Below are 25,679 nucleotides of genomic sequence, written 5' to 3'. Positions count from 1 at the left end.
AAGGGTACGGTATTATCGTGCCCTTATTTTGTTGTCTATGACAGTTTATCCTAATCAACCTCAAAACACTGATGTAGTTTTGGGCGGTTCAATCTCCAGAGGAGACGCCGTATTAGGCGGAATTGAAGCCGTAACCCAGCAGTTGAGTCAGAACCCCGCCTCCACCCTAAATGCCAAAATCGCCGCCCTCCATAACGCTCTGAATTATCGGCAAAAGGGCATAGCGATACTTATTCAAGCCTTAGAGGATGAAGTGTGGGAGATTCACCAAACCGCCTATTCTCTCCTAGAAAAACACGCCGCCACTCAAGCCGAATCAGCCTTAACTCAATACAGTATCCGATTAGCCAAGGAACTCCTCAACCGTTACGAAGCTGGAAATCGAGTATTTTCAGGGGCGAATTTAAGTGGAATTTGTTTGCAGTGGGAAATCTTAAGCGAGATTGATTTAAGTGATGCTAATCTCAGTGGAGCATACCTAAATCGAGTCGATTTAACCGGAGCAATCCTGAAAGGCGCGAACTTCAACCAAACTATTCTAAACGGTGTAGAACTCAGTCAGGCAAATCTCAGCCATGCGAACCTAACGGGTGTTTCCCTAAAGGAGACAAACCTCAGTCAAGCTAAACTCATGGGGGCGAATCTCAGAGGGGCAGATTTAAGTAATGCTCACCTACAAGAGGCAAATTTGACTCAAGGGATTATCAGTTGGGCAAACCTGAGTAACGCCAATTTAAGCCAAGCTGATTTTACCGAAGCTAATCTGGTTGGTGCCAATCTAATCGGAGCAGATTTGAGTGACGCCAACTTGAGGGGCGCTAAACTAAAAGGAGTCAAGCTGACCGATGCTAATCTAGACAATACCGATTATGATGAGCATACCGATTTTCCAGTTGGATTTAGTGATTACAATCAATTAAGAAAAAATGGGTAGGGACAGGTTTCATCATGACGAATGACGAATGACAAATGATATGATGTCCGGACTCATCACCCCTAATAAAAATGTACGGGCTTGGTTACCAAGCCCCTACTCACCAATTATGGGTATTCAACCGGACATGATATGACTAAATAATCTCCGTTCAACTCCTAATCACACTGTCAAGAGGAGAGAACAAACTTTTCTGTGTAATCAGTGTGAATAAGCTCGCACCTCCCTACTCCATCTAGACAATAAATCCGTGAAATCAGTGTTTTGACAAATGACTAATACCTTCAATCCCCATCAAACCTTAATCGAACAATTAGATTTAATGATCCGGGCGCGTTATCCGTTACTTTATATCGTGGCGGTTGAAGAAGAACCCGTGGAAGAAGTATTACTCTCTGTCGCTGTGCAATCCCAACCCGAACGCCAAGTTTTACTCTGGGATATTGTGCGGGGATGGGATGATAATGGGGCGGATAAGGGTTCAGTTATGGGGGCGCTGCATCGGATTCGCAAGACTGATCCGCAAGAAAATAGCTTATTTGTCCTCCGGGATCTACATTTTATCTTGAAAAATCCGCAGAGCGATCGCAATGCGCCCGTGATCCGAGAATTAAAGAATTTAACCAAGGAACTTAAGCGTTCTCGCAAAACCTTAATCCTCACCAGTCATACCTTAGAAGTGCCAGCAGAATTGAGTGAGGAAGTTACGGTTATTGATTTTCCTTTGCCGAATTCCCAGGAAATTGATTACCTGATTAATATTCTGGTCAAACCCGAAAACTTAAACGTATCTGGATTAGCGCGGGAACAATTAGTTAAAGCCTGTCAAGGATTGAGTCGTGCCAGAATTGCCCGGGTATTGGCAAAGGCATTAGCCGCAAAACAACAGGTAAATGAAACGGATATTGATGGCGTATTAGGGGAGAAAAAACAAGCGATTCGCCAAACTGGGATTTTAGACTTTTTCACCGCCCAGGAATCGCTGAAAAATGTCGGTGGATTGGAGAATCTCAAGCAATGGGTACGGATGCGCCAAGATGCGTTTACGGAAGAAGCGCGACGCTATGGAATTCCCAATCCCAAGGGAATTTTACTGGTGGGAATTCAGGGAACCGGGAAATCCCTATCCGCGAAAACCATTGCCCATGAATGGCGTTTGCCCTTATTGCGGTTAGACACGGGGCGATTATTTGGCGGGATTGTCGGGGAAAGTGAAAGTCGGGTGCGCCAAATGATTCAAATTAGTGAAGCGATCGCGCCTTGTGTGTTATGGATTGATGAGATTGATAAGGCGTTTGGTAATATTGGTGCTGGCGTTGATGGGGATTCAGGAACATCCAGACGGGTATTTGGTACGCTGATTACCTGGATGCAGGAAAAGACGAGTCCCGTGTTTATTGTAGCGACGGCGAATAATGTGCAGATTTTGCCCGCCGAGTTATTGCGGAAAGGCAGATTTGATGAAATCTTCTTTTTGAATTTGCCCACGGAAGCCGAACGCAAGGATATCTTTAAGGTGCATTTGCAACCCTTACGCCCTTCTCGCTTACGGGATTTTGATTTAGCCAGATTAGCACGACAAGCGAAGAACTTTAGTGGGGCGGAGATTGAACAGGTAATTATTGATGCCATGCATCGAGCTTATGGTACTTTGGTGAATGGACAACGGCGAGATTTTACCACCGAGGATATTGTCCGGGCGATAGAAGAAACGGTACCACTTGCCGCGATCGCACGGGATCAAATAGAAGCCCTGAAACACTGGGCAGCCCAAGCGGGAGCAAGAACGGCGTCGAATGATAGTCAGTTGGTGGAGGAGTTAAAGCATTTTACCCAGCAAAAGGGGATTGGTCCGTTGGAAGTGGATTAATGATCGGTAACCAAAGCATTTAACAAACCCAGTAGTTCATCAATCGGCGTCAGATAGCGATCATTAAGATCAATGAAGACTTCCAGGCGGGTTGTCAGGGATAAAAACCGCCAAATTTGTCCGGTTGTCACCGTACCATAGACCGTTTTTGCAGTCATATCAGCGTCGCGTCGATTAACTAAATAAGCGGCATACATGGTGGCAATACATTGAGCTAAACCTGCATTAATGTTTTCATTCTTTGCTTCAATGACGGTAACAACGGGCGCTTTAATTGTCAGCTTATCCGGGTTAGCGGTGAACAAAAAATCAACAAAGCCATTGAGTCCGAGACTGGGGTCAGCCGTAAAGTTTTTGCCCGAAAATAAGGAAACCGTGGGATTAAGCGTAACCAGTTCACTCAAAAGGGGAGCAATTAAATACTCAGACCGAGCCTTTTCGGTGTTGATAGCAGTCGCCAGAGGGACAAATCGCTTTAAGGCTTCGGTTAAGAAGCTACTGGGAGCGATCGGCTCAAAATCGATAAGTTTCTCCACAGGAGTAAGCTGGCTAATGCCTAAAGGAATGAGTTGGTCTAATGAGGTGAAATCACTGTAAGCCATAACCTTAACCTTCACGCTTTCATGTACAGGACTTACGCACAGGTTCTATTTGTAGGGTGTGTTAGCAAAGCGTAACGCACCTTTCCCCCTAGAAACATCAGCTTAACGGGGTCGCGATCGCTAAATTTTTCCCACCTACTTACAGACAGTTGGGCATGATTATTGGTTGGCTAATTTCTGGACAAATGCCGCGTGTTCTGGAGATTGCCAACCTGCTTGTAAAACTGTTAATACTTGTGGCATATTCTCTGCTAATAACTCAGCAACGGCTAACCACAATCCTGGAAAAACTTGACTTCGCATAATACCATCGTTATCAGCCGATAATTCTAGATACTCGCCCTCTTTCAGATAAAACCAGCTCAATTTGCGATCAAGAACTTGCCAAACGATATATTCTTTGACTCCATTGCTGGGTTGTCTCCCATGGAAATATTAGGTGTCATGGCTGCATAAGTTCCGAGCCAAGTGATAATTTTACCATGAGGTTCACCGTGGCTCTTAAATCGTAAGGCAGCAGCCATGTAGACAATTCCTTCAATCAATTCGGCTTTTTTCAGGTGAGGCATGGCATTGTAGCGACGCTCGAATTCATAGCGGCTGAGCTTGTCGCCATTTACCAAAGGGGGAGTGGTCAAATGCGGTAAGGGTGTTTTTACCATGACGATTATACTGGAGATGATCCTCTGCTGATCCTACCGAATTAGGGATTGAGACTGTAATTCAATGTGGCGTGACACACCTAAATTCTGAGCTTAGAAAATGCTACGATTTTAATCCACCAAATTTCTGAATTACAAGTTCGGTGAATTGCCCATAATAACAATGCTGTAACCGCTTTAGTATGAAAACATACTGGGAGAATGGGTGATAAAAATCAGAATCCCCTGCACATTTTGGCAGGGGATCGAATTCAACGCTGTTCGATTCTTGAACCGTTATTGGTAAGGTCCGGGGGGTCTGTCTTCTTTGAATGAAGATAACCATTCGCGAACTTGACCCGCTGCAATATCGCGAGATCCGAGTCCAAACGCCAGCGCGATCGCCACAGCAATTGCACCTAAGAGTAAGCCAAAGGCTAAGTTTACGATGTCGCCAGCGATACCCATTTGTTGCAGCGCCATCGCTGCGGAAAAGCAAATAATCGCAATCCGAGCCGCTTGTGCCAGGATTTGGGATTGGCGCGATCGCGAACTGGTAATCAAGTTAAAGGCGAGATTAGCAAAGTACAAGCCAACCGCAAATACAATTAACCCCGCCAGAATCTGACCTGCGATAACAATAATCCCGGTGACAATTGTGGTTAAGGCTTCAAACTGCAAGACATTCGTCGCAGCAACCGTAGCAAACAAGAGGATGCCAATGAATGCAATAATACCCACCAGTTCTGACGGTGTGCGAATCGAGGGAGTTGATTCTGGTTGAACCCGCGTTTCCGGTCCAGTTTCTGGAGTGGGTATGCCTAACTCCGAAGGTTCGGCAGGTGGGGGAGTGGGCGCGGGACGACTGGGGCGGGGTTCCGGTATCCCTATCCAACGATAAACATTATTAAAGCCAATGCTGGCGAGAATATTGGTGACTAAATCCTTGACAAACTGACCGATTACATAAGCAATCATCAGAATCAACGCTGCCGTAAAGATTTTGGGTAGAGCATCGAGAATCTGATTTAACATCGCGATCGCAGGCTCTGAGATCGCCTCAATCTGTAAGGCGTTCAGCGCGGCGATGCCGACGGGGATCAAAATTAAGACATAAACCGTCGTGCCAATAATCCAGGACAGTGATTTCCCTCCTGGCGCACTTTGCAGTCCAAATCGCGCTCCGAGTTGATCCGTTCCGGCGGCTGACAACAGATTGGTGACGATGCGCCGCACCACCTGAGCCACTAGCCAACCCGCTGCTGCAATCACAAGGGCTGCCAAGATATCTGGCAAAATTGCCAAAATTTCATTCAGCAACTCTTGCACCGGGCGCAGAGTGCCTTCCAAGCCCAAGGTGCTGAGAATGGAGGGCAGAAATAACAGAAAAATGAACCAGTACAGAGCGTTCCCCATGGTTTCACTCAGGGAGAACTGGTTGGTTTGACGTTGAGTCTCACCTGCTCCGGAACGGGGTGTCTCACTGACTTGTTCACCCAAACGCTCATCCAAACCTAATGCCCGTAATCCTCGGGTTGTGATCATCTTGACCAAGCTTGCCAACAACCAAGCCACCCCCAAGAGAATTGCCGCTGCGAAAATCTTGGGTAAGAAGGTCAGGATTTGGTCGAGAAAATTATTCAGCGGTTGAGAAACAACTTCCAGCCTCAACGTTTGCAGAACCGCTACCACCGTGAAGATGATGATAATCCAGTAAACCGCACCGGCTACCCATTTCTCGATCGGCGGCGCTTCTGCCCCTTGACCACCAGCAAACCACTCGGCAATTTGATTGTCGATACGGGTGCGGTTGAGCAGTCCTTTGGTAATTGACTTAGCAATCAAGGCGACGATCCAACCGACAATCAGGATGAGGATTGCGGCAATTAGATTGGGAACGAAGCTACTCAGATTTTGCCAAATTCCCTGAACACCAGCCTGAGTTTCTTGGATGGGTGCTGGTGTGTCTTGGGCTAAGAGGGGATGCACCCAAGGGGGCACACCTCCGATTGGGATTATTCCTTGCCAAGGTTGATTCATAGTCTTCCTTATCTAATTACTCTCTAACAGTAAACGCAGTCACACATAATCTGTGACTTTCAGGCTACAACTCATCGAGTATTTATAATCCTCTCAATCCATCGATATCTTTGTCTCCATGTTTTTGGGCTAATTCAAGATTTTTCGCCTCCGAGCGTCCTTGCTATCGGTGTCCCACTGATTACGGCGTCACCTCTATCTTTATGGGGAATTTGGTGACAAAAATCAAGCTTATGTTAGTTTTTTACCTCAAATCAGCTTTTTTTGGCGTTCATCAGGGTATAGCATCTCTCTTTGTCAAATAGGTGAGGCAAGTGAAGCCGATCGGAAAACCCGATGCTCTCATCCCTCATCTGGCGTTGCCAAGAGTGTCCTGATCTCCGATTTGCCTCGTCTTCCTCCCTTTTTGCACAATAGAGGAGATTCAATCCGGATTGAGTCAGACACAGCGAGCTGGCGCTGTAGTAATACAAGTCAGATTACCAGCTATCGAGACGCTATTATCGCTTTAAATGTCCAATTCTCAAGTTTTTGAACAATCTATCCCCATAAAAGCCAGTGCCACTACTGTTGAGCGCTGTATCACGGATCTGACGCTGATGCACCGCTGGCTCAATCCAGCCCTGCGTTGCTATCCGGTGGGTGAGTGGAGTACAGATATCGGGAGTCGCAGTCGCTTTGTGATTCAAATTCCTCTAGTCCAACCTACCCTCAACAGCGTCGTTGTGGAACGCGAACCCGGTTTAGTCGTTTGGCAATTCCAAGGATTCTTCCAAGGGCGCGATCGCTGGGAATGTCAACCCACAATTCGAGGTACGAGGCTGCTGAATCGTTTTGAGTTTGAAATTCCCAATCCTCTCGTCAGTTGGGGCTTTGATACCTTTGCCACAAGTTGGACACAGCAGGATATGAAAGCCCAGCTACGCCGCCTGAAACGGGTGGCTGAACAGATGTATCAAGGGACGGATTAATAATTTCAACGAGTATATTAGATTCAGGGCTAACCCGAACGCCATTTGCCACTAATGCATCTCACCCACTATGACAATTCTGCTCACCCTTGGTATTATCGGACTGACTCTGATTTTATTTATCAGCGAATGGTTGCCCGTTGATATTACCGCACTCACCATCATGGTGCTGCTAATTGTGCTGGGATTAGTCACCCCAGAGGAAGGCATATCTGGGTTTAGTAGTTCCGCCACGATTACCGTAATGGCAATGTTTATCCTCAGTGCAGGAATTGCCCGCACGGGTGCGATTCAAGTCGTCAGCGAACTCCTGTTGAAGTGGGGAGGTAAAACCTCCTCGCAGCAGATTTTAGCGTTGGGGGTAATTGCGGGTCCGATTAGTGGTGTAATTAATAATACGGCTGTCTTGGCTGTCTTTCTGCCGATTGTGGAAGATTTATGTCGCCAACAGCGGATTTCTCCCTCCAAGCTTCTCATCCCTTTGTCTTATGCCAGTATTTTAGGGGGAATGATTACCGTAATTGGTACATCCACCAATATTTTGGCGAGTGGTTTGTCGGATAAATTGGGGTACGGTACATTTAGTTTATTTCAATTCACCAAATTAGGACTGCTCACATTCACGATTGGCTTAACCTATTTGGTGTTCATTGCGCCCCGACTCTTACCCAATAAAAAAGTGGCGGGTAGTGATACTCAAGAGTATGGACTTCAAGACTATGTGAGTGAAATTGTGATTCCACCAGGTTCCAGCTTGGTTGGACAAACGTTACGTTCGACTCAAATTCAGCGTAAATTTGATATGGACGTACTGGAGATTATCCGTAACGACACCCGTTTCGCCCAACCTCTGGCTGATAAAATATTGCAGCCTGGAGATATTTTAATTGTCCGGGGTAAACGGGAATGTTTACTGAATATTAAAGTGGAACGGGGGATCGATATTTTACCCGATGTCCAATTTGGCAAGAAACCCATCGAAGAAGATTTAACCTCTGGGGAAGATACGATCGCAGAAGTCTTAATCTTGTCCAACTCGGATCTAGCCGGATCTACCCTTAAAGACTTTCGATTTCGGCAACGCTATAACCTGACGGTATTAGCCATTCGTCGTGGACAAGAATTTGTTCGGGAACGGTTGGGGAAAGTTCCCTTACGGTTTGGGGATTTGCTCTTGGTACAAGGACCTAAACAAAGTTTTGTTGGATTACAAAACAGTCGCGATTTGTTAGTCTTTGAGCAACGAGACATGGAGTCGTTACGGCGAGAAAAAGCTGGAATTGCTGTAGCAATTGGTGTGGGTGTTGTTCTCGTTGCGGCGTTTAACCTATTACCAATTTTGGTTAGTGCCTTGGCGGGAGTGGTTTTAATGGTCGTCACGGGCTGTCTGAAACCCGGGGAAGTGTATAGTGCTGTTCGCTGGGATATTATCTTTCTCTTGGCTGGATTAATTCCGTTGGGAATTGCCATGGAAAATTCGGGAACGACTAAATGGTTAGCCGATAATTTAATTTCCCTAGGCAGTAGTTTTTCACCCTACTGGATGCTGACGTTTTTCTTTCTGATTACGGCATTATTGACTGAGGTGTTATCCAATAACGCTTCGGTGGTTTTACTCTTACCCATTTCAGTGCAAGTGGCTCAGACGTTGGATCTCAATCCCTTTGCCTTTATGTTTGCTGTCACCTTCGCAGCATCAAATAGTTTTATGACACCGATTGGGTATCAAACCAATACGATGGTCTACAGTGCAGGAGGTTATCGGTTTTTGGACTTTTTCCGCGTGGGCGCTCCTTTGAGTCTTTTGATGACTGTTGTTATTCCCCCGTTAATTATTCTGCTGTATGGTTTATGACTATTTGTCATTAGTCTTATGTCATTCGTCCTTTGTCCGCAGGAGGGTGGGTAAGCCCCACTAATGATAATATTAAGTGTCTCTAAGTTTATAAGTGTTGCTCACCCTACTTAAACTCGTTGTATTGAGACGGCTGCTAGATCCGAGTATTACGAAACCCGCCATGACCAAGTAGGATAAGTTGTTGACCCATTAACAATTCACGAAAACATGACAAAAGTACGAATCGGACTGCTATTTGGAGGACGCTCAGGAGAACACGAGGTTTCGATTTGTTCAGCACAAGCGATCGCGAAAGCGTTGAGTACGCCACCGAATACGGAAAAGTATGAGGTTGTACCCTTTTATATTCAAAAAGATGGCATCTGGCAATCCCCAGACATCGCCCAGCAGGTTTTGGCATCGGGAACGCCTCTAGAAGCCAATGGAGACGGAAACCTCTGGCAATTTCCACCTCAGGTGGCTGACGTGGAGGTTTGGTTTCCCATCTTGCACGGACCCAATGGCGAAGATGGCACGATTCAAGGCTTGTTAACGTTAATGCAGGTTCCTTGTGTGGGTTCGGGTGTCTTAGGTTCAGCCATGGCAATGGATAAAATTGCCATGAAACAGGTATTTGATCAAGTGGGACTCGCCCAAGTGAAGTATAAGGGATTGAATCGCGCCCAAGTGTGGTCAAATCCCTGTGTTTTCCCGAAACTGTGTGATCAGATTGAGGAAACCTTGGGATATCCCTGTTTTGTTAAACCTGCTAATTTAGGATCATCAGTAGGTATTGCCAAAGTGCGATCGCGAAGTGAGTTAGAAACGGCGTTAGATAGTGCCGCCAGTTATGATCGCCGGATTATTGTAGAAGCGGGAGTCGTGGCGCGGGAAGTGGAATGTGCGGTTTTAGGGAATGATCATCCTAAAGCATCTGTAGTGGGTGAAATTAGTTATACCAGCGATTTCTACGACTATGAAACTAAGTATACCGAAGGTCGTGCCACGTTATCGATTCCCGCACCGTTACCGGATAGTGTGAGTCGTCAGATTCAGGAGATGGCACTCAAGGCATTTGCGGCGGTGGATGCGGCTGGTTTGTCACGGGTGGATTTCTTTTATGTAGAGGCGACAGGGGAGGTTTTGATTAATGAAGTCAATACCTTACCCGGTTTCACCGCCACCAGTATGTATCCTCAACTGTGGGCAGCCACTGGTGTACCATTCCCTCAATTGGTGGATCAGTTGATTGAATTAGCCAAAGAACGGCAAACCTAAGTAGAGGCTGCTGAATAAGTGTTGTGGTGAGGGGGAGCGGGGGAACACCTCGACTTCGCTCGGTGTGTCAGCTGGGGGAGCTGGGGGAGCTGGGGGAGCAAGGGTACATTTTTCCTGAGCAAGGTGATGCCATACATTTAAAGAATACTACCCGAATTCGTCATTCGTCATTTGTCATTCGTCATTCGTCATTTGTCATTTGTCATTTGTCATTTGTCATTCGTCATTCGTCATTCGTCATTTGTCATTTGTCATTTGGAAACTGTAGGGGCGACCCGCTTGCTCTAATTTTCAACACCAGTCCATTCAATTGGGTCGGGTCGCCCTTTACTTAAGTCCTTGAGTCAGAATGTGTTTCTCAAGAGGAATGGCAATGAAGCAAGCATTTTTGGATCACCAAAATCCTTGATATGCCGTAGGGTGGGCATTGCCCACCAACCTCAAGTCGGTGACATTCTGCTTAAGATTTTCTATGGATTAGACTCAGGAGGGCAAAGCCAGTCTAACAATTCACCCGGAATATCTTCATAGCGTTCTAACACAAAGTCCATCAAGGCAAGATGGCGCAAATCTCTGGGTTGAGGACGGCGATAGTTGCGACCTCTTCTAAACCAGCTTGCGACGGTAGACATGGAACGATCGCAGATAAAGGCAATGGTTTCATGATTCACCTGCCATTTGGCGTAAAATTGTTGCGGCGTCATTCCCAGTTGACAGTAGCCGTAGAGGTCAATTAACGTGAGTTCGCGTTCGGTGATTGGACGGGGACTTCTCATCAGGCGTCCTCCAAGGGTTGACCCTGAGCAAAGCCGAAGGGTTCGAGATCGTCTTCCCAAGCCGTATCAGCTACCGTCCACCGAGAACTGGGGGAACGTTGGTCTAGCCAAATTAGATAGCACCATGTCCAAGCACAGTGGTGGGGCGCAAAGCTGTAAAATCTGCCGATCGCAATCCCCCAGTCTGGTGATTTAAGATTATCTTGGCGATCGCTTGTCCATTTCAGTTTGTCTCCGTCTCCAAAACGAGGGGGTTTGACCTGGGGAAAGTTGGCGGGTAGGTGAATGGATGGGAAAAGAAATCGCCGGAAACTGAAGCTGTGCAGTAAATCAGTGCTACCGTGACGTAGGGCGTTGAGATAAGGTGCGATCGCGTTTCCGTTCAGGTTGGCAGTTAAGTCTCGGATCAGGATAGCGGCGAGGCTTTCCAGTTCGGATGGGGTAAGCTGCATCCCAGCAGCATCAAAGTCAGGCTCAGAGTAGGTTTCCAGGCGAGTGAATAGAGGCGCGATCGCGAAATCCTCTAACGCTTGTTGATAGCCTTGCTGGTAGGTGAGTTCACCAGGGGGACAGTTTGGTTTTAACATGGTAAAAGTCTCCGTTTACGGGGTAGTCACAAGTCGGCAGGAAGCGTCGCAAACTTGATGCTGGCTTGTGATATTTAGGTTTGTTAGCGGTTGGATAAATAGACATATCGCTGCTGGTGGATTATTTCAAGTCGGGATAATGCCTCTGGTGTATAACGTTGGGCTTCAATGCAGATTGATTGCCAGAGGCGATCGAGGGCGTCGAGGTTAGGACAGTAGCGTATAAGCGTGCGACAAGCGGCAATCCACTGTTCAATTTGGCGATAACTGACGAAGTAACCCCCGATTCCTTTGATATGTACCCAAAGAACGTTATGCCATTTTTCCCAGTTAAGGATACGCTCTTGGGGGATGTTCAGGTGTTTGGCGATTTGCCCAAGGGTGATGACGAAGGTTTTGGGGTTGATGCGATGGCGTATGGGTTGCATAGCTTTACTATTGAGGTAGATGCTTTACCGAATTTTTGTGTCAGTAACTATATACAATATATGCGGTAGAGCATCAATATGTAAATACCCTCCTTGAAATTAGTTTGAGTGTTCTAGTCTTCTTCTATGACGTGAAATCCAACTTGTTCTGCAATCAGGCTTAAATATTTAGATGTAGCGAGAGTCGGCTCATAAGCGCTGTTTTCCCACTGACTAACTGTCGCCTGTCGTACACCAAGCTTTTGGGCAAACTCTGCCTGAGTTAAACCCATATAGCGACGTAGTGCCTTGATGAGTTGAGCATTCCATAGCACAGTGTCACCCAGATGCGGAACTTTGGGTTTAGCTGTAGGTTGGCGGAATGTTACCCGTTGTTGCTCGAAATCGACATCCTCAACCCGATATCCGGCTTCCATCCAAGCAGAAGCTTGCAGTGCGCCTTTGCTGCGATTGCTCCACCATGCCCGTTTTTTCCGTGCTGAGTCGGGTAGGGTGTCATTCATGAGTTTCTCGATTTCTGCAAAGGTGAGACTTATTTCAGCTTGATTGCTCTGTTGCAGAAATTCCAGGAGTGGCTGGTACTTGCTATCTGGCTTCATGCTGCAAAACCTCTACGCCCATCAACGTCTGTGGGTTGAGATGCTGGCGAGATTTCTTTCTTGGTGCAGTGGGAAAGGCGCATGAAGCTGTTCTAGGGGACTCTTGACCATCTCTAGGATGCCAGAAAATTTGGGAGTGCGATCGCTCTATCTTGCCAAATTGTCATTAGTAATCGAATCCAGCCTGATCAGCGACTAACATAAGATATTTCGATGTAGCCAGAGTCGGCTCATAAGCGCTGTTTTCCCACTGGCTAACGGTTTGCTGATACACACCAAGCTTTTGAGCAAATTCTGCCTGTGTCAAACCCGTATGGCGACGTAGTGCCTTGATGAGTTGAGCATTCCATAGCACAGTGTCACCCAGATGCGGAACTTTGGGTTTAGCCGTAGGTTGGCGGAATGTCACCCGTTGTTGCTCAAAATCCACATCTTCAACCCGATATCCGGCTTCCATCCAAGCAGAAGCTTGCAGTGCGCCTTTACTGCGATTGCTCCACCATGCCCGTTTTTTCCGTGCTGAGTCGGGTAAGGTGTCATTCATGATTTCCTCAATTTCTGCAAAGGTGAGAATGACTTCATCTTGATTACTCTCTTGCAGAAATGCCCAGAGTGGCTGGTACTTGCTATCTGGCTTCATGGGGCAAAACCTCTACGCCAATCAACGTCTGTGGGTTGAGATGCTGGTGGGGTTTCTGGATTAGTGCAGTTGGAAAGAGGCATGAAGCTGTTCTAGGGGACAGGTAATCATCTCTAGGATGCCAGAAAATTTGGGAGTGCGATCGCTCTATCTTGCCAAATTGCCATTAGTAATCGAATCCAGCCTGATCAGCGACTCACAGAAGAGGTGAATGTAGGGGCGCAAGGCTTGCGCCCTCACCCCCCCTATCTATCCTGATGAGAAACGCTATAATCGCTGTCGCAGTTGTTCTATAAAGCTCCGTTTCAAACCAAATTGCGCGTTAGCCATGCCTTCAATTAGGGTATTGAGTTCTTCTGGCGTTGGCTGCTTCGTTTGCACCCAAGCCTCAAGAATATCTGGCAAAGTCAGATGGGGAATTTTCAACTCTTTGGCTACTTCACAAGCTTTATCATCCGACGAAAGAAATACTGCTTGCACTTGGTAACGCTGGGCTAGCACCAAGCAAGCCACCTCACCTTTGCCTAACTGTGGATAGTTTATCTGAAGCATCTCTCGCTTGTAGAGTTCTTCCACCGTCAAAATTTCAACCACAAGGCTTCCTTGATCAAAATGATGATTAAGCTGCTCTGCATTTTTGAGCCAAGTTTGGAAACGCCGAGATTCTGTTGGCGGGAGTTGTTGTATCTGACGCTGAGCGTATCGCAGTCCCCTCGCTAGTTCACTTAACTCCTCATCGTTGACTTTTAGAGGAAGATTATCCTCATCACGGTTATAAACTTCAGTGGGAAACCGCCCACAGGAGACATTGATAGCGTCCAGCAGAATTTCTATTCCTTGGGGGTGGGCAAAACTCATCACCCGCAGGACTACGGTATCTATAATAATTTGTGTCATAATAATAACTGTTAACTAAAATAAATATAAAATATTATATTAACATTCTGTTAATGTAATAATCAGCATCAGCCTCTTTCAGGCTAATTCAGATGAACATGAATTACGAAATTTTAGGTCAGCGCCTGCGGCTAGCGCGTGAGCGTTCTCGAATAAGTCAAACCGAAGCCGCTCAAGTTATAGATGTCACGGCGGCGGCTCTAAACCAGTATGAGAGCGGGAAGCGTCGGGTGGATGCTCTTACCTTAGAACGTCTATCTCGGCTTTACGGAGTACCACTGCGATCGCTGTTTGGCGAAGAAACTGTTCAATCCGACTGGGAAGAAGCGTTACGGCTTAATTCTGAAACTATTTCTGCTTCCAGTAAGGCGGGAATTGCCCATTTGATTGAAAAAATTTATGCCCTAGAGGAACTCTACACTCAGACTGACACTCCTTTTCCTGGCGTTTCTCACCCACCTTTTGCTCCTCTTGCCAATCGCCTCTTACCGGAAACTGAGACGGCGGTGTTAGCGGCTCAAAAGGCTCGATATCACTACAACTTGGGAATGGCTCCTCTCGTTAATTTACGAAGCTTCTTAGAGGCTCAAGAATTAATGATATTTATCATTCCCTTTGGTAAGGAACAAAATGCTATATCTGGGCTATTTTCGTCTCATCCTAAACTGGGGAATATTATTGCTATTAACCAAACCCAGACTGATACTCGTCTCTCTTTTAGCTTGGCTCATGGATTAGCTCATTGTCTCTATCAACATGACCAACCTGCTATTCTTTGTCACCATGGAGTTACTAATCCATTGGAATGTTTTGCTGAAAATTTTTCTGCCTATTTTCTGATTCCTTCCGCAGCATTGCAGGAACGTTTACATAATTTGGGCATCAAACGGGTTAGGCATCCGGCGGAAGTTGTGCATTTAGCTCACTACTTCGGTGTTAGCTATGAAGAAATGTTAATTCGATTGGATTTGGAACATCAACTCGCAGGTTCTCAGGAAGACTTTAAGCAGATTCAGCCCACACGTTTATCTCAAAATTTGGGTTATAGTTCTTCGTTTGAGGAGAGTGGAGAGGGTTTTCTTCCTGTAGAAAAACGTTTACCTAGAATTTTCCGAGAACTTGCCTATCGTGCTGTTCTAATGGAAAAGTTATCCCTGCGACGGGTAGCGGAAATGTTGGGTATTAGCGATATTGAATTGGAGGATCGGCTGTTTATGACTGAGCAAACACTTGAAGAAATTGCCAGTTAATCAACGAGTGTGTATGGAGTGCGATCGCTTCTCATACATACCGAGTTTCCTTATTACCCAGATAGAGTGACGGCGTAAGTTAACTAAGAGTGTAAGTCAAATCTCAAACTCAGCGACAGACTAACTTGGCTTCGATGTCGTGATGTTGTTATGCCGAGTAAATTACTGAAATTAATTATCCTCTCTATTTATTGGACAATTTTCCAAGAGTATTGTTGATTGATTTGAGTATATTTGAAATTAGGATTTGATTAACTATTTTTTATTCCTAGCTTTATGCATAGAATTTTTAATAGAGCGTTCTAGAGTATAAATTTCATCATGATACCGATTTTCACTCCGAAAATCAGCGTACCTGTAGTCTTTTAACAGTAAAGGAATATCACATTCTTTGTATAGGATTGGCAGTATTTTAAATTCTCCTGCTAATCGTAATGCATACGCTGCTCTGAGTTCTTCTTTAACCCAAGGTCTTGAAATAGACTCATTAGATAAGATGATCGCGAATGAATAAGAATTTGCCAAGCCATCTTGAATTTTATCTGAGAGAGAATCGCCAACATCAATTTCGTTTTCATCAACCCAGATATAGAGACCTCGCAATTCAAGATCTTTAGCCAACCTCCTTGCAAAAGGTTTATCACCCGTGAAATGGCTAATAAAACAGTCATACTGTTTATCACGAGTTATGTCCATTATTTTTCTCCTAGGTATAGTCAGATCCCAAAATGTATATCCACTCATTTCGTAGGGAAGCAGGTTATCAATTAATTGTTCAACTTCTCCCCTGAAAATATAAGTTCCTGTTCGACACCAATAGATACAATTATCAATACCATTATCATTAGCAATACAATTAACTACCTTATTGCAGGAGCTGATAAGAGAAATTAAATGCAATACAAATTCTGCTTCATAAGAAGTAAATCCTGTTAAAATTAAATCTCTATTTTTAAGCATATCTGCAATGTTAATCAACTGAATTTGATTGTGATGATCCTTACTGATCGGTTCATAAATTCCGTACCAGGGATGAGGTTGATTCAGGTTGCAGAATGAGAAAAATATATTTGGTTGATCTGGGTTAGTTTGCTTCCATGCTCCAATAGTCTGATTGTTCCAATCATGAATTATTGGATTTTTGCCCAACTGAACAAGAGCTTTATATAGAGACCTGTCAAAGGTTGTGTCTATAAAATTTGAGATAGGTAGTGATGCAATTTTATAGTGAACCTGACAAGGCTCTGCTGTGGATAATCTTTCTTTTACAAGTTGGATTAAATAATCTCTATTTACATTTTCTTCAGCTTTTTTAACTATATCATTCCATCTTTGAAAGTATTGAGCTGGCTCCTGGACTTCAAAATCTAGAGCGAAGTGACTAACTATATATTCTGCAAGCTTTGGAATAGAAAATATTTCTTCTGATAGTGAACTGCCCACTGCAATTGCTACTTGATTTCCACGAGACTTTATTTTTAGCCTTGGTACGATTGGATCATTCATAATGCCCTAGCTAGATTTGTTATTTTTTTTACTTATTAATCATTGTACCTATCAGCACAATTCTAGATAAAACTCAACCCTAAAAAAATGAATAATTGTTCTGTTCTTTCTTGATTGCAATTCCATAACGCACTACTCTATTTATTCTACCCCATATCTATCTTACTTTATATCATCAGCAATAATCAAATCAATCATCTGATTCCGATTCTTCCGATAAACCCGAAAATCGCTATCTAGGGTTAACACACAACTCCCTTTGATTAACTCACTCATCATGACCAAACACCCGTCAGCTAACGACATTGGAACATTCTGATCCTGATTCATCAACTCTCTAACTCTTCCTATTTCATCACTAAGTTGATGAGGGCTTTTAAATGGTATCATGGTAGATATCTTTAGCTGGCATAGAAAGAACTGACTGTTAACCATCCAAAACTACCTGTAAATCCAGTACAAATCCAGGTAAAATATCTTCGCCTGATAAGCTATTCGGTGACTCTAAAACCTCAACCTCCCGATTCCTTCTATAAATCTCAACCCGTTTATTCTTCGCATCAATCAACCACCCCAAACGCACCCCATTGTCTAAATATTCCTGCATCTTTTTGCGTAAAGGTTCCATATTGTCACTCTTAGAACGCAATTCGATCACGAAATCTGGACACAGTGGCGGAAATGATTCCTGTTGTTCTGGCGTCAATGTATCCCATCGTTCTTGACTCACCCAAGACGCATCCGGAGAACGATCTGCACCATTAGGAAGCCGAAACGCTGTCGAAGAATCAAAAGCAACACCTAAACCAGCCTGACGGTTCCATGCTTGAAGCTGAAACGCGATATCAATATTCCGTTTTCCGGTAATTCCCCCAGTGGGTGGCATAATAATTAATTCTCCGATCGCTGTTCGTTCAAGTCGCACGTCGCGATTAGCCGCAGCGAGTTCCTCAAACTGCTCTTGAGTAACTTTTAGGGTGTGTGGGATAATAATTGGAATCATTGTTCGTCACAACTCAAAATTGCGATCGCCTGTTTTTCTGCCTGTGGGCGCACGTCTGTGCGCCCCTACAGGGTTAACCCTTGAATTTATGGCTGACAAATTGACTACCAATGCCGCAACCAATGGCAAGCACCACGACAATAATTTGACTAGCAAGATAGTGATGATGGTGAGGATGATCCTCCTGAATCTGGCTGATCGCCTCGACATCAATGCCGCGATCGCTCACCGGAATCACTAACATATCCCAATGACTATCCTCACCAATCTCCACTTCCCACTCTCCACTGACGGAGTAGTCAGGTTCAAAGACAAACATCCCTTGTTCGTTTGTCCTTCCTTCCATCGGCGCATAGTCTGAACCCGCAGGAGGATGGACAATCACAGGCGCATCTTTAAACGCTTCTCCTGTGCTGAACAGCGATTGAAGTTCCAGGGACTTAATGTTTAAGTTATAGTTTGTTTCTACACCATGGGCGAACGCTTCTGTAGGAAAGCCCAAAAGACTGACAAGTACCAGTAGGACAACAAAGAACTGTTTTACTTTCATTTGATATCTCTGAAAAGGTTGTGATTGATTTTGCCTCATAACGAGGTAGTGACTGAAACAACAGTTATACCAAAGCCAATGACCATGATCACGATCGCACTCAAAATAGATAACTTCTGCAACACTTGATCCGTTTGTGGCAATCGCTCCAGCCACTGGCGAGCATAAATGGCGACGACACCCAAAATAACTAACACTGATGCTAACCCCAGACTAAACCCGCCCACCAAAAACAGCCCATAGCTGATTTGGTGCAGAGCCACGGCACTCAATAACATCACCAATGCAGAAGGACAAGGAATTAATCCCCCCGCCATCCCTAATTTAACCAGGGATGAAAGGCTAGTGGGTGAGTGTGCATGAGCGTGTGAATGGCAATGGGAATCGGAATGCAGCCGCTTCCTCAGCAGGCTCAATCCGACGATACCAATCGTTAACCCGCTCACGAAACTCAGCACCGGATAGGATTGTTCAGGCAAAACGTATTGAGACGCAAACAGCGCGATCGCACCCAAGAGAAAAATACTCAGCGTATGAGTAAAGGTTATCGTTAATCCGAGTAAAACAGCCTGTTGTGGTGTGCCTTGAGAGCCAATAAAATAGGCACTAACAAGGGTTTTACCATGTCCAGGGGACAGTGCATGAACCGCACCGAATCCAAACGCTATCGCAATCCCGATTAAAACCGTGCTTAACGTGGGTTCAGAGGCAATCAGGTTCGGCACAGAGGATGTGTGACTCAAGTGAGCTAAAATACACGCTTGTGACATGGGAAAACTGGGTGGGTAAGTTAGGCGATTATATCAAAACGTTACACCCGGTTCACATCAAGTAGGGGCTTGGTAACCAAGCCCCTACTAGTGTTGTACAAAAAAAATGGGCAGTACTGGATTCGAACCAGTGACATCCTGCTTGTAAGGCAGGCGCTCTACCGCTGAGCTAACCGCCCGTGTATGTAACATACTTACTTAGGTTAACACGAAATTACCAAAAATATGCCCTCTGGTCAAATACACGATCGCATTACCTTATGGAGTCTCCCCCTTATAACCGCTGCAACCCGCATCATGACTAGGAATGGGGACTTAACCCTGATCGTATCTGGAGGCTTTTTTTTTAGTGGACTCATGTTCAGTCCCGACTTAGATCTCTACTCACGCCCCTTTAAACGCTGGGGGTGGCTGCGCTGGATTTGGCTACCCTACCAAAAGGTAATGCGCCACCGCTCTATTTTTTCCCACGGCTTTATCCTGGGGACGACAATTCGTATCCTTTATCTGGGGAGTTGGATCATCGCCCTAGCGGGAATCGGATTCGTGATTCTATACTTATTCCAGGCTGTACCCTGGACTGGGGAAGAGTTGAAACACCACATCACGCGATCGCTCCTCGATTATCAAGCCCACTGGATTGCCTTATTTATCGGCTTAGAACTCGGCGCTATCATCCACTCCATCAGTGATTGGACGAGTTCCACCTACAAGCGCTACCAGCGTCGCCAGCAAAAGCCGCGCCGTAAATCCACCAAACGTAAGCGAACCTCACGTCGATAAACTTGAGGCTCGGTTCAGGGGAGCTGAGGAGGCTGGGGAAGCTGGGGGAGCTAGGGTACATTTTTCCTGAGTAAGGTGATGCCATCTAGACGAAATCCTTGCCGTAGTGCGTTTAGCGAAGCCATGCCGCAGGCTTTGCATCTTGCTCGCTACCCATTCCAATTTAAATGCGTGACAGCTTATCTCAGTTAAAAACAGCTTATCTCAGTTAAAACGTGGATAGTATCCCAAGGACTTGCCAGCACTTTAGGTTGCGCTTCTTCTACAAGACTTACCCGGTAACTTCAGATTATCATCCTACTGAGTGATGTAATTTACAGTAAATCCTAGATATAAAAAAATGAATCGTCCATGTTTTTACTGATATTGGTAACTCGGTACCTGGACATAAATTCTGTAGGCTGTACTAAGAAATATTAACAAACCTCAAACCCTTACTGTTCCCTGTTCCCTGTTCCCTGTGACACACCGAGCGTGTTACTGAGCGAAGCCGAAGTAAGCCGAGCGAAGCCGAGGTGTTCCCTGTTCCCTAATCGCAACTATTAACTTTAACTTTGTCTGACTATTTTATCACTACTATGACCTTAGAAAACAAAATTGCTCAACTGTTTCAGATGGATGACGCTACATGGACACGCCATGCTAATCCCTGGAGTGTCTGGACGCGCAACACGGTTTTACCTTTGCTAATCTTAGCCATCTGGAGTCGAATTTGGCTGGGTTGGTGGTCTTTGCTTTTGGTTGCAGTGGCATTACTTTGGAATTGGGTAAACCCACGCCTATTTACCCAACCGGAAACAACTGATAATTGGGCATCTAAAGCCGTTTTTGGCGAACGGGTTTGGATGAATCGAGATAAAATCCCCGTCCCCGCCCGACATCAAATGATGCCCAATATCCTCACTACAGTAGCAGCAATTGGTACAGGATTTGTGGTTTGGGGCGTCATTGAACTTGACATTTGGATCACTCTGTTTGGTGCCGCGCTAATCTATGCCGGAAAGCTGTGGTTTCTAGACCGCATGGTATGGCTGTATGAAGATATGAAGGACAGTAATCCTGAATATCAAAGCTGGCTGTATTCGCAGAAGTAAGTTTAAGTTGATCAATGCTGATAACTCTCAATCGGTTCAAACGTTTTATCCTGATTCTAAGTGCTTGCCTGATTGCCACAGGATGTAACTCCCAAGACCCTAATTCTGAACAATTGACACCTGATCCCGTTCAGGAATCTACAGAAGAAACTCGTGAAAATATTTCCTTTGCCGATCCCAACCTAGAAGCAGCGATTCGCCGTGCGATCGATGTTCCTCAACCCCAACCCCTAACTCGTCAACACCTGGCTCAAATTACCGATTTCGGTGCAACAGAGGAAAATATCTCTCGGCTGGATGGGATTGAAAATTTAACGAATTTGAAGCAGCTAATTTTACAAGAAAATCAAATTAAGGATGTCACCCCTCTAGCCGGACTCAATAATCTGGAACGGCTGTATTTGAGAGATAATCAAGTTAAGGATGTCACCCCTCTTACAGCCCTGACTAATTTACGGTTTTTAGGGTTGGGAAATAACCAAATCAGCGATATAACGCCGCTGACCAAACTAAAAAATTTAGATACGCTATTTTTGAGGGCTAACCGCATCAGTGATCGTGATCTAATGAGTCTAACAGAACTTAATAACTTGAAGTCTCTAAAATTAGACAGGAATCAACTTACTGATATATCACCCTTGGCTGAACTCACTAATCTGGAAATCTTAGCGTTGAAAGAGAATCAAATTCTAGACATAACGCCTCTGGCAGAATTAACAAATTTGACTTGGCTGTATTTGGATAATAATACCATTGTCAATGTGAGTCCTTTAGCCAACTTAACTCAATTGGAACTTCTGACATTGGGGGGTAACTCAATTGAAGATTTTGAACCTGTAAACAATCTCCCTAATTTATCGCAGTGTTTGGGTTGTCAAGTGTCTGCTCAAGATATTTAACCTTAGCTATACCGTCAATTAACCCAGCCTTAAATCGATGACGCTTGGGCTTGCTGAATGCGTTCTGCCCAAAAATCATTTTGGTCTAACGTTAGGACAATTTTCTGGTAGGGTTCATCTTGTAGTGCTAGTACCAAATAATTGCGATCGCGAGTCACATACCAAAATTCTTTTCCCCTAGAACTATAGTAGGTTCCCGCCTTAATTACTCCCGGTAACGCTGTACCGGGGGCGCGAATTTCTGTCCAACTGCTTGGAGGTTCATCGGTGGTAACACTGATAATATGGTTGAGAGGAATTTCCCACAGTTTATCCAAGGTAAACGCCCAAAGTTGCTCATACCATTCCAGTTCGATGCGGAGTTTTTGATCAAAAATAGTTAGATTCATAATTACCCGATGAAACGGCTGGGCAGATTTTCCCTTCAGCTTAACCGAGATTTCTGCATCCTCGAAACATCCATCCACTCACCCCGACACCCGACATCCTCATCGATTGGCACAAATCGACAATCTCGTTAAGAATAGTTAAGTGGTTGTTGAATAGCTCCTGATGTCCAATTCCCCAGACGCTGCCCAAACCTCCCCTCAAGCCTCGGTATTAGCTGCCCTACAACAGCTAATCGATGTGGTTGCCCAGTTGCGATCGCCTGATGGGGGTTGTCCTTGGGATCTTGCCCAAACGCCGGAGACGTTAACGCCTTATGTGATTGAAGAAGCTTATGAAGTGGTAGATGCGATTCGCTGTGGCAATCCCCAAGCCATTGCCGAAGAATTGGGCGATTTACTGCTTCAAGTGGTATTACAAGCCCAAATAGCCGCCGAAGTCGGTCACTTTACCCTAAAAGAAGTGGCGGATGGAATTACCGAAAAACTAATCCGTCGTCATCCTCACGTCTTTGGTGATGTCAATGTGCAAGACGCCGAAGAAGTCCATTACAATTGGGAGCAAATCAAAGCTGCCGAAAAAGGAGAAACCCCAGCCGAGGCACAACGGTTGAGTCGCAAACTCCAGGGATACGCCCGGAAACTCCCCCCCTTAATGGCAGGGATGAAAATGTCTCAGAAAGCCGCCGCTGCTGGATTTGAATGGAATGATGTGGATGGGGTTTGGGCAAAATTCGCCGAAGAATTAGCGGAATTCCATCAGGCAATTGCCCAGGAAGGGAAAGAGGAGCAGCAGGCAGAACTGGGTGACTTATTGTTTACACTAATTAATGTCGCCCGTTGGTATGATCTTGACCCAGCCACAGCGCTGCAAGACACCAACCAACGGTTTATCCAGCGTCTGTCGGGTATGGAAGCGATCGCGACTCGCTCGTTGTCTGAGTATAGCCTGGATGAATTAGAACAGCTTTGGCAGCAAGCGAAAGCCGCATTGAAGCAGTCGCAGAGGAGAGAGTAGTACAAGAAGGCAGAAGTCCGAAGGCAGTGGTTCGACAGGCTCACCAACCGGGCAGAAGGCTATAAGGAACATAAGGTAGCTGCTTTCAGGGAGCTTGTTAACTGGTCAGTTATTTCTGCCGCGCTGCAGTAGTAGAGACTCCTCCAGTGGAACTATGGCGAGCTGGGGAACCCGAAAATTTTGGCTTGCGATCGCGCTTTTGGTTGAGGTGTTGCCAATTCGCTCACCCGAAAGATGTCTACCATGGACTACCAATCATCGTAAACGCTGACCAAAAATAGGGATGAGATAAGTCTTTATCCCCAATCTCTGCTAATTCTGGCGGTAGCGTAATACTCTCCCCACTCCCCAATAATTTCCCATCTTCTAACCGCACCTCTCCCCGAATCATCGCCAGTTGCGCTTGTCGCAGCGCTTCGGATTTAATCGGCGCTGTCTCTAACTGACGGTAAAATTCGGTCATTAATCCCAATGTGGCTTCATCGCTGACATACCAGAGACTTCCCAGCGCCGATTTCACCCCGGCTTGTACCGCTAACCCGGCAAAGCCTAATTCGGCTTCTTCATCCCCCACGGCGGTGCGACAAGCACTTAGGACTAATAATTCTACTGTGGGTTCATACAACTTTAACTCACGCAGTTGATCAAGGCGTAGTTTAGTATCCCATAACTGAATATAAGAGTTTTCCGGGCGTCCCGATTTAAATTCGCCATGAGTGGCTAAGTGGACAATCCCAAAGGGTTGTAATTGACGTTGGGTTTTTAGGTTTTCCAGGGTAAACTCTTGGTTAAGAAAGGATTCTCCTTGCCATAGTTCTTGGGTAATCGCGGCTAATTCTACCGGGACAGCTTTTAAGGGGTTGGCGTCGGTAAATTCAGAGGCTCCCATTGCTAAAACTTGGAAGTCATTAATATCACGATAGCGAGTATCGGTTAAGCTGATACTGGGCATTAAACCTGCACTGTATTTTTCAATCAGGAATTGTTCGCCATCGTGGAGAGCCAGCAAGGGAATGGAACGCAATCCTCCATCCATAATAAAGCTGAGATTCTGAATTCCTTGGGTTTGTAACTCGTCTTCAATTGGGGCAATTATCCACTGATAGAGTTGTTGGGCTGGGGCTAAATAACTATCAGTATTGCGGGTAATTGGATTAGTAATCGCACGGCGTAATTTCTGGGCTTGTGCCAGAACAGTAGCGCGAGTTGCGCCGGGAATGGGCATAAAAATCGGTTCCCCAGTGGGTGTAACTACAACCAGTTGGAGTAGGTCATTATCTTGGGGTATGGGATTAGTTAAAGAACCGGAGTTTGGCGTAATTCGGGTGGGGTAAAAGACCGTATAAACCAGGGCGGGTTTTTGACCTGTGGCTGACTCAATATTGCTCAAGGTTATCCGAATTTGACCTAGTGTGTTAACCGAAGGATTGAAGATTCCTAGATATTTCTCAAATTCACGGGTAAATAATTCTTCTAAGGGGAAACCTCTGTTTTCAAGTGTAACTGTTAAGGATGAGGGGGGATCAGCGTCTGGTAATAGTTCTTGTAAGAATTGGGCGAAGTCTTGAGAGGTGATAATCGAAATAGCGCCTTGGGTATAGGAACCCGGAAAAACTCTTAGAGAGAAAATTGAGTTGTCTGAACCTGTGGTAAGGGTTCCAGCCGTGCCGTTTATTAGCGCATCTCCAACATAGAAAAATGTTTCTCTGGCTCCACCATCATGGCGAATCGTTATTGATCCGTCGCCAGCGCCACCCGCCGTTGAAATGCTGGCAGTTATACCATTTTGGTCTGTAAATGTGCCAGTGGCGCGGAAGAATTGTTCTGTCGTAATATCAACGGTTCCACCTGTACCATCTGTACCGCCTTGAGCGTTAATCGATACTACTTCAATCTCATTTTCTGGGTCGAGGTTGACATTTCCGCCATTACCTGATAGAGAACTGGTATCTATTTTTCCAGTAATGATGCGATCGCGTGCTGTAATGGTAACGTCTCCACCATCAGTTTCTCCCGTCGCGATTAAGTCACCGCTTTCCACTGCACCTATTTGACTCGTAACAGTAATAGTCCCATTCGTTGAGGTAACGTTAGCGATATCAATGTCATTATTGGCAAAAAGATTCACTACATTGCCAGATACGTCATCAGTGCTAATCTGATTCCCGGCGGTTAGCTGTAAGCTGTTCGGCATTTAAATAGGGTATAATCAAAATAGAAAATCCGAAAAACGAAAAAATATGCCAGCCAAAAATTATTTAAAACCAGAGCAGAAAGAAAAATTACAAATTGCCCTAAAAACCGAGAATAACGCAGATAT

General features: G+C 45.3%; 25 protein-coding genes, 1 tRNA gene and 1 pseudogene. 10 read left to right on the top strand and 17 right to left on the bottom strand.

Annotation, left to right across the window (positions count from 1 at the left end; all coding sequences use genetic code 11):
* Positions 1–37: 37 nt before the first annotated feature.
* The gene (locus RID53_RS27635) at positions 38–934 is read left to right on the top strand and encodes a pentapeptide repeat-containing protein (protein WP_446391146.1); all 897 of its coding nucleotides are present in this window, start codon (positions 38–40) and stop codon (positions 932–934) included.
* A gap of 271 nt (positions 935–1,205) precedes the next feature.
* Positions 1,206–2,804 carry an AAA family ATPase gene (locus RID53_RS27630; protein WP_446391145.1) on the top strand — a complete coding sequence of 533 codons (1,599 nt, stop codon included), beginning with the start codon at positions 1,206–1,208 and terminating at the stop codon, positions 2,802–2,804.
* Here the strand turns inward: RID53_RS27630 and RID53_RS27625 are convergent.
* From RID53_RS27625 to RID53_RS27615, 3 genes and pseudogenes are all read right to left on the bottom strand, one after another.
* Complete coding sequence (locus RID53_RS27625) at positions 2,801–3,406, bottom strand: hypothetical protein (RefSeq protein ID WP_446391144.1); 606 nt, start codon at positions 3,404–3,406, stop codon at positions 2,801–2,803. The genes RID53_RS27630 and RID53_RS27625 overlap by 4 nt on opposite strands.
* Before the next feature lie 159 nt (positions 3,407–3,565).
* Positions 3,566–4,068: pseudogene (locus RID53_RS27620) on the bottom strand (Uma2 family endonuclease).
* 276 nt (positions 4,069–4,344) lie between these two features.
* On the bottom strand, positions 4,345–6,087 hold the full coding sequence (locus tag RID53_RS27615; RefSeq protein WP_446391143.1) for a mechanosensitive ion channel: 1,743 nt from the start codon (positions 6,085–6,087) through the stop codon (positions 4,345–4,347).
* 512 nt (positions 6,088–6,599) lie between these two features.
* Here RID53_RS27615 and RID53_RS27610 point away from each other — a divergent pair.
* The 3 genes from RID53_RS27610 to RID53_RS27600 all read left to right on the top strand — a co-directional run bounded on the left by RID53_RS27610 (position 6,600) and on the right by RID53_RS27600 (position 10,173).
* Positions 6,600–7,058 (top strand): SRPBCC family protein, encoded by a 459-nt coding sequence (locus RID53_RS27610; protein ID WP_446391142.1) that lies wholly within the window; start codon positions 6,600–6,602, stop codon positions 7,056–7,058.
* A 70-nt stretch (positions 7,059–7,128) separates the two neighbouring features.
* On the top strand, positions 7,129–8,913 hold the full coding sequence (locus RID53_RS27605; protein WP_446391141.1) for an SLC13 family permease: 1,785 nt from the start codon (positions 7,129–7,131) through the stop codon (positions 8,911–8,913).
* Positions 8,914–9,123: 210 nt separating this feature from the next.
* Positions 9,124–10,173, top strand: a complete 1,050-nt coding sequence (locus tag RID53_RS27600) for a D-alanine--D-alanine ligase family protein (RefSeq protein ID WP_446391140.1) — start codon at positions 9,124–9,126, stop codon at positions 10,171–10,173.
* A gap of 470 nt (positions 10,174–10,643) precedes the next feature.
* Here RID53_RS27600 and RID53_RS27595 read toward each other — a convergent pair whose 3' ends face one another.
* From RID53_RS27595 to RID53_RS27570, 6 genes are all read right to left on the bottom strand, one after another.
* A complete protein-coding gene (locus tag RID53_RS27595; RefSeq protein ID WP_446391139.1) occupies positions 10,644–10,949 on the bottom strand; it encodes a helix-turn-helix domain-containing protein in 306 nt (101 codons plus the stop codon).
* Complete coding sequence (locus tag RID53_RS27590) at positions 10,949–11,536, bottom strand: hypothetical protein (protein ID WP_446391138.1); 588 nt, start codon at positions 11,534–11,536, stop codon at positions 10,949–10,951. The genes RID53_RS27595 and RID53_RS27590 overlap by 1 nt, the downstream gene beginning before the upstream one ends.
* Positions 11,537–11,619: 83 nt before the next feature.
* Complete coding sequence (locus tag RID53_RS27585; RefSeq protein WP_446391137.1) at positions 11,620–11,964, bottom strand: hypothetical protein; 345 nt, start codon at positions 11,962–11,964, stop codon at positions 11,620–11,622.
* A gap of 113 nt (positions 11,965–12,077) precedes the next feature.
* Positions 12,078–12,563, bottom strand: a complete 486-nt coding sequence (locus RID53_RS27580; RefSeq protein WP_446391136.1) for a helix-turn-helix domain-containing protein — start codon at positions 12,561–12,563, stop codon at positions 12,078–12,080.
* 166 nt (positions 12,564–12,729) lie between these two features.
* Positions 12,730–13,203, bottom strand: a complete 474-nt coding sequence (locus RID53_RS27575) for a helix-turn-helix domain-containing protein (protein WP_446391135.1) — start codon at positions 13,201–13,203, stop codon at positions 12,730–12,732.
* 267 nt (positions 13,204–13,470) lie between these two features.
* Entirely contained in the window at positions 13,471–14,100 is a 630-nt protein-coding gene (locus tag RID53_RS27570) for a hypothetical protein (protein WP_446391134.1), read from the bottom strand.
* 92 nt (positions 14,101–14,192) lie between these two features.
* Here RID53_RS27570 and RID53_RS27565 point away from each other — a divergent pair, with 92 nt between their 5' ends.
* Positions 14,193–15,350, top strand: a complete 1,158-nt coding sequence (locus RID53_RS27565) for a helix-turn-helix domain-containing protein (protein WP_446391133.1) — start codon at positions 14,193–14,195, stop codon at positions 15,348–15,350.
* Positions 15,351–15,605: 255 nt separating this feature from the next.
* Here RID53_RS27565 and RID53_RS27560 read toward each other — a convergent pair whose 3' ends face one another.
* The 6 genes from RID53_RS27560 to RID53_RS27535 form a co-directional block, all read right to left on the bottom strand.
* Positions 15,606–16,856, bottom strand: a complete 1,251-nt coding sequence (locus RID53_RS27560) for a toll/interleukin-1 receptor domain-containing protein (RefSeq protein ID WP_446391132.1) — start codon at positions 16,854–16,856, stop codon at positions 15,606–15,608.
* Between the two features lie 162 nt (positions 16,857–17,018).
* The gene (locus RID53_RS27555; RefSeq protein ID WP_446391131.1) at positions 17,019–17,162 is read right to left on the bottom strand and encodes a hypothetical protein; all 144 of its coding nucleotides are present in this window, start codon (positions 17,160–17,162) and stop codon (positions 17,019–17,021) included.
* Positions 17,163–17,283: 121 nt separating this feature from the next.
* Positions 17,284–17,859 (bottom strand): Uma2 family endonuclease, encoded by a 576-nt coding sequence (locus RID53_RS27550; protein ID WP_446391130.1) that lies wholly within the window; start codon positions 17,857–17,859, stop codon positions 17,284–17,286.
* A gap of 73 nt (positions 17,860–17,932) precedes the next feature.
* Positions 17,933–18,409 carry a hypothetical protein gene (locus RID53_RS27545; RefSeq protein WP_446391129.1) on the bottom strand — a complete coding sequence of 159 codons (477 nt, stop codon included), beginning with the start codon at positions 18,407–18,409 and terminating at the stop codon, positions 17,933–17,935.
* Between the two features lie 35 nt (positions 18,410–18,444).
* Positions 18,445–19,179: a nickel/cobalt transporter gene (locus tag RID53_RS27540; RefSeq protein ID WP_446391128.1), complete on the bottom strand. Its 735-nt coding sequence runs from the start codon at positions 19,177–19,179 to the stop codon at positions 18,445–18,447.
* Between the two features lie 107 nt (positions 19,180–19,286).
* A tRNA-Val gene (locus RID53_RS27535) sits at positions 19,287–19,358 on the bottom strand.
* Between the two features lie 46 nt (positions 19,359–19,404).
* Here RID53_RS27535 and RID53_RS27530 point away from each other — a divergent pair.
* The 3 genes from RID53_RS27530 to RID53_RS27520 all read left to right on the top strand — a co-directional run bounded on the left by RID53_RS27530 (position 19,405) and on the right by RID53_RS27520 (position 21,955).
* Positions 19,405–19,962 carry a metal-binding protein gene (locus RID53_RS27530; RefSeq protein ID WP_446391127.1) on the top strand — a complete coding sequence of 186 codons (558 nt, stop codon included), beginning with the start codon at positions 19,405–19,407 and terminating at the stop codon, positions 19,960–19,962.
* A 578-nt stretch (positions 19,963–20,540) separates the two neighbouring features.
* Positions 20,541–21,056, top strand: coding sequence for a DUF6653 family protein (locus RID53_RS27525; protein WP_446391126.1), 516 nt, complete (start codon positions 20,541–20,543; stop codon positions 21,054–21,056).
* A 14-nt stretch (positions 21,057–21,070) separates the two neighbouring features.
* Positions 21,071–21,955: a leucine-rich repeat domain-containing protein gene (locus RID53_RS27520; protein ID WP_446391125.1), complete on the top strand. Its 885-nt coding sequence runs from the start codon at positions 21,071–21,073 to the stop codon at positions 21,953–21,955.
* 29 nt (positions 21,956–21,984) lie between these two features.
* Here the strand turns inward: RID53_RS27520 and RID53_RS27515 are convergent, their stop codons facing one another.
* Positions 21,985–22,344 carry a hypothetical protein gene (locus tag RID53_RS27515; protein ID WP_446391202.1) on the bottom strand — a complete coding sequence of 120 codons (360 nt, stop codon included), beginning with the start codon at positions 22,342–22,344 and terminating at the stop codon, positions 21,985–21,987.
* 163 nt (positions 22,345–22,507) lie between these two features.
* Between RID53_RS27515 and mazG the strand changes: the two genes are divergently transcribed.
* Positions 22,508–23,359, top strand: a complete 852-nt coding sequence (gene mazG / locus RID53_RS27510) for a nucleoside triphosphate pyrophosphohydrolase (RefSeq protein WP_446391124.1) — start codon at positions 22,508–22,510, stop codon at positions 23,357–23,359.
* Positions 23,360–23,597: 238 nt separating this feature from the next.
* Here the strand turns inward: mazG and RID53_RS27505 are convergent, their stop codons facing one another.
* Positions 23,598–25,553: a CHAT domain-containing protein gene (locus RID53_RS27505; protein WP_446391123.1), complete on the bottom strand. Its 1,956-nt coding sequence runs from the start codon at positions 25,551–25,553 to the stop codon at positions 23,598–23,600.
* Between the last annotated feature and the right edge of the window lie 126 nt (positions 25,554–25,679).

The organism is Coleofasciculus sp. B1-GNL1-01 (genome assembly GCF_040220235.1).
Lineage (GTDB): Bacteria > Cyanobacteriota > Cyanobacteriia > Cyanobacteriales > Coleofasciculaceae > Coleofasciculus.
Note: the sequence above shows the minus strand (reverse complement) of the source record. Positions and strands in the feature narration are given on the sequence as shown.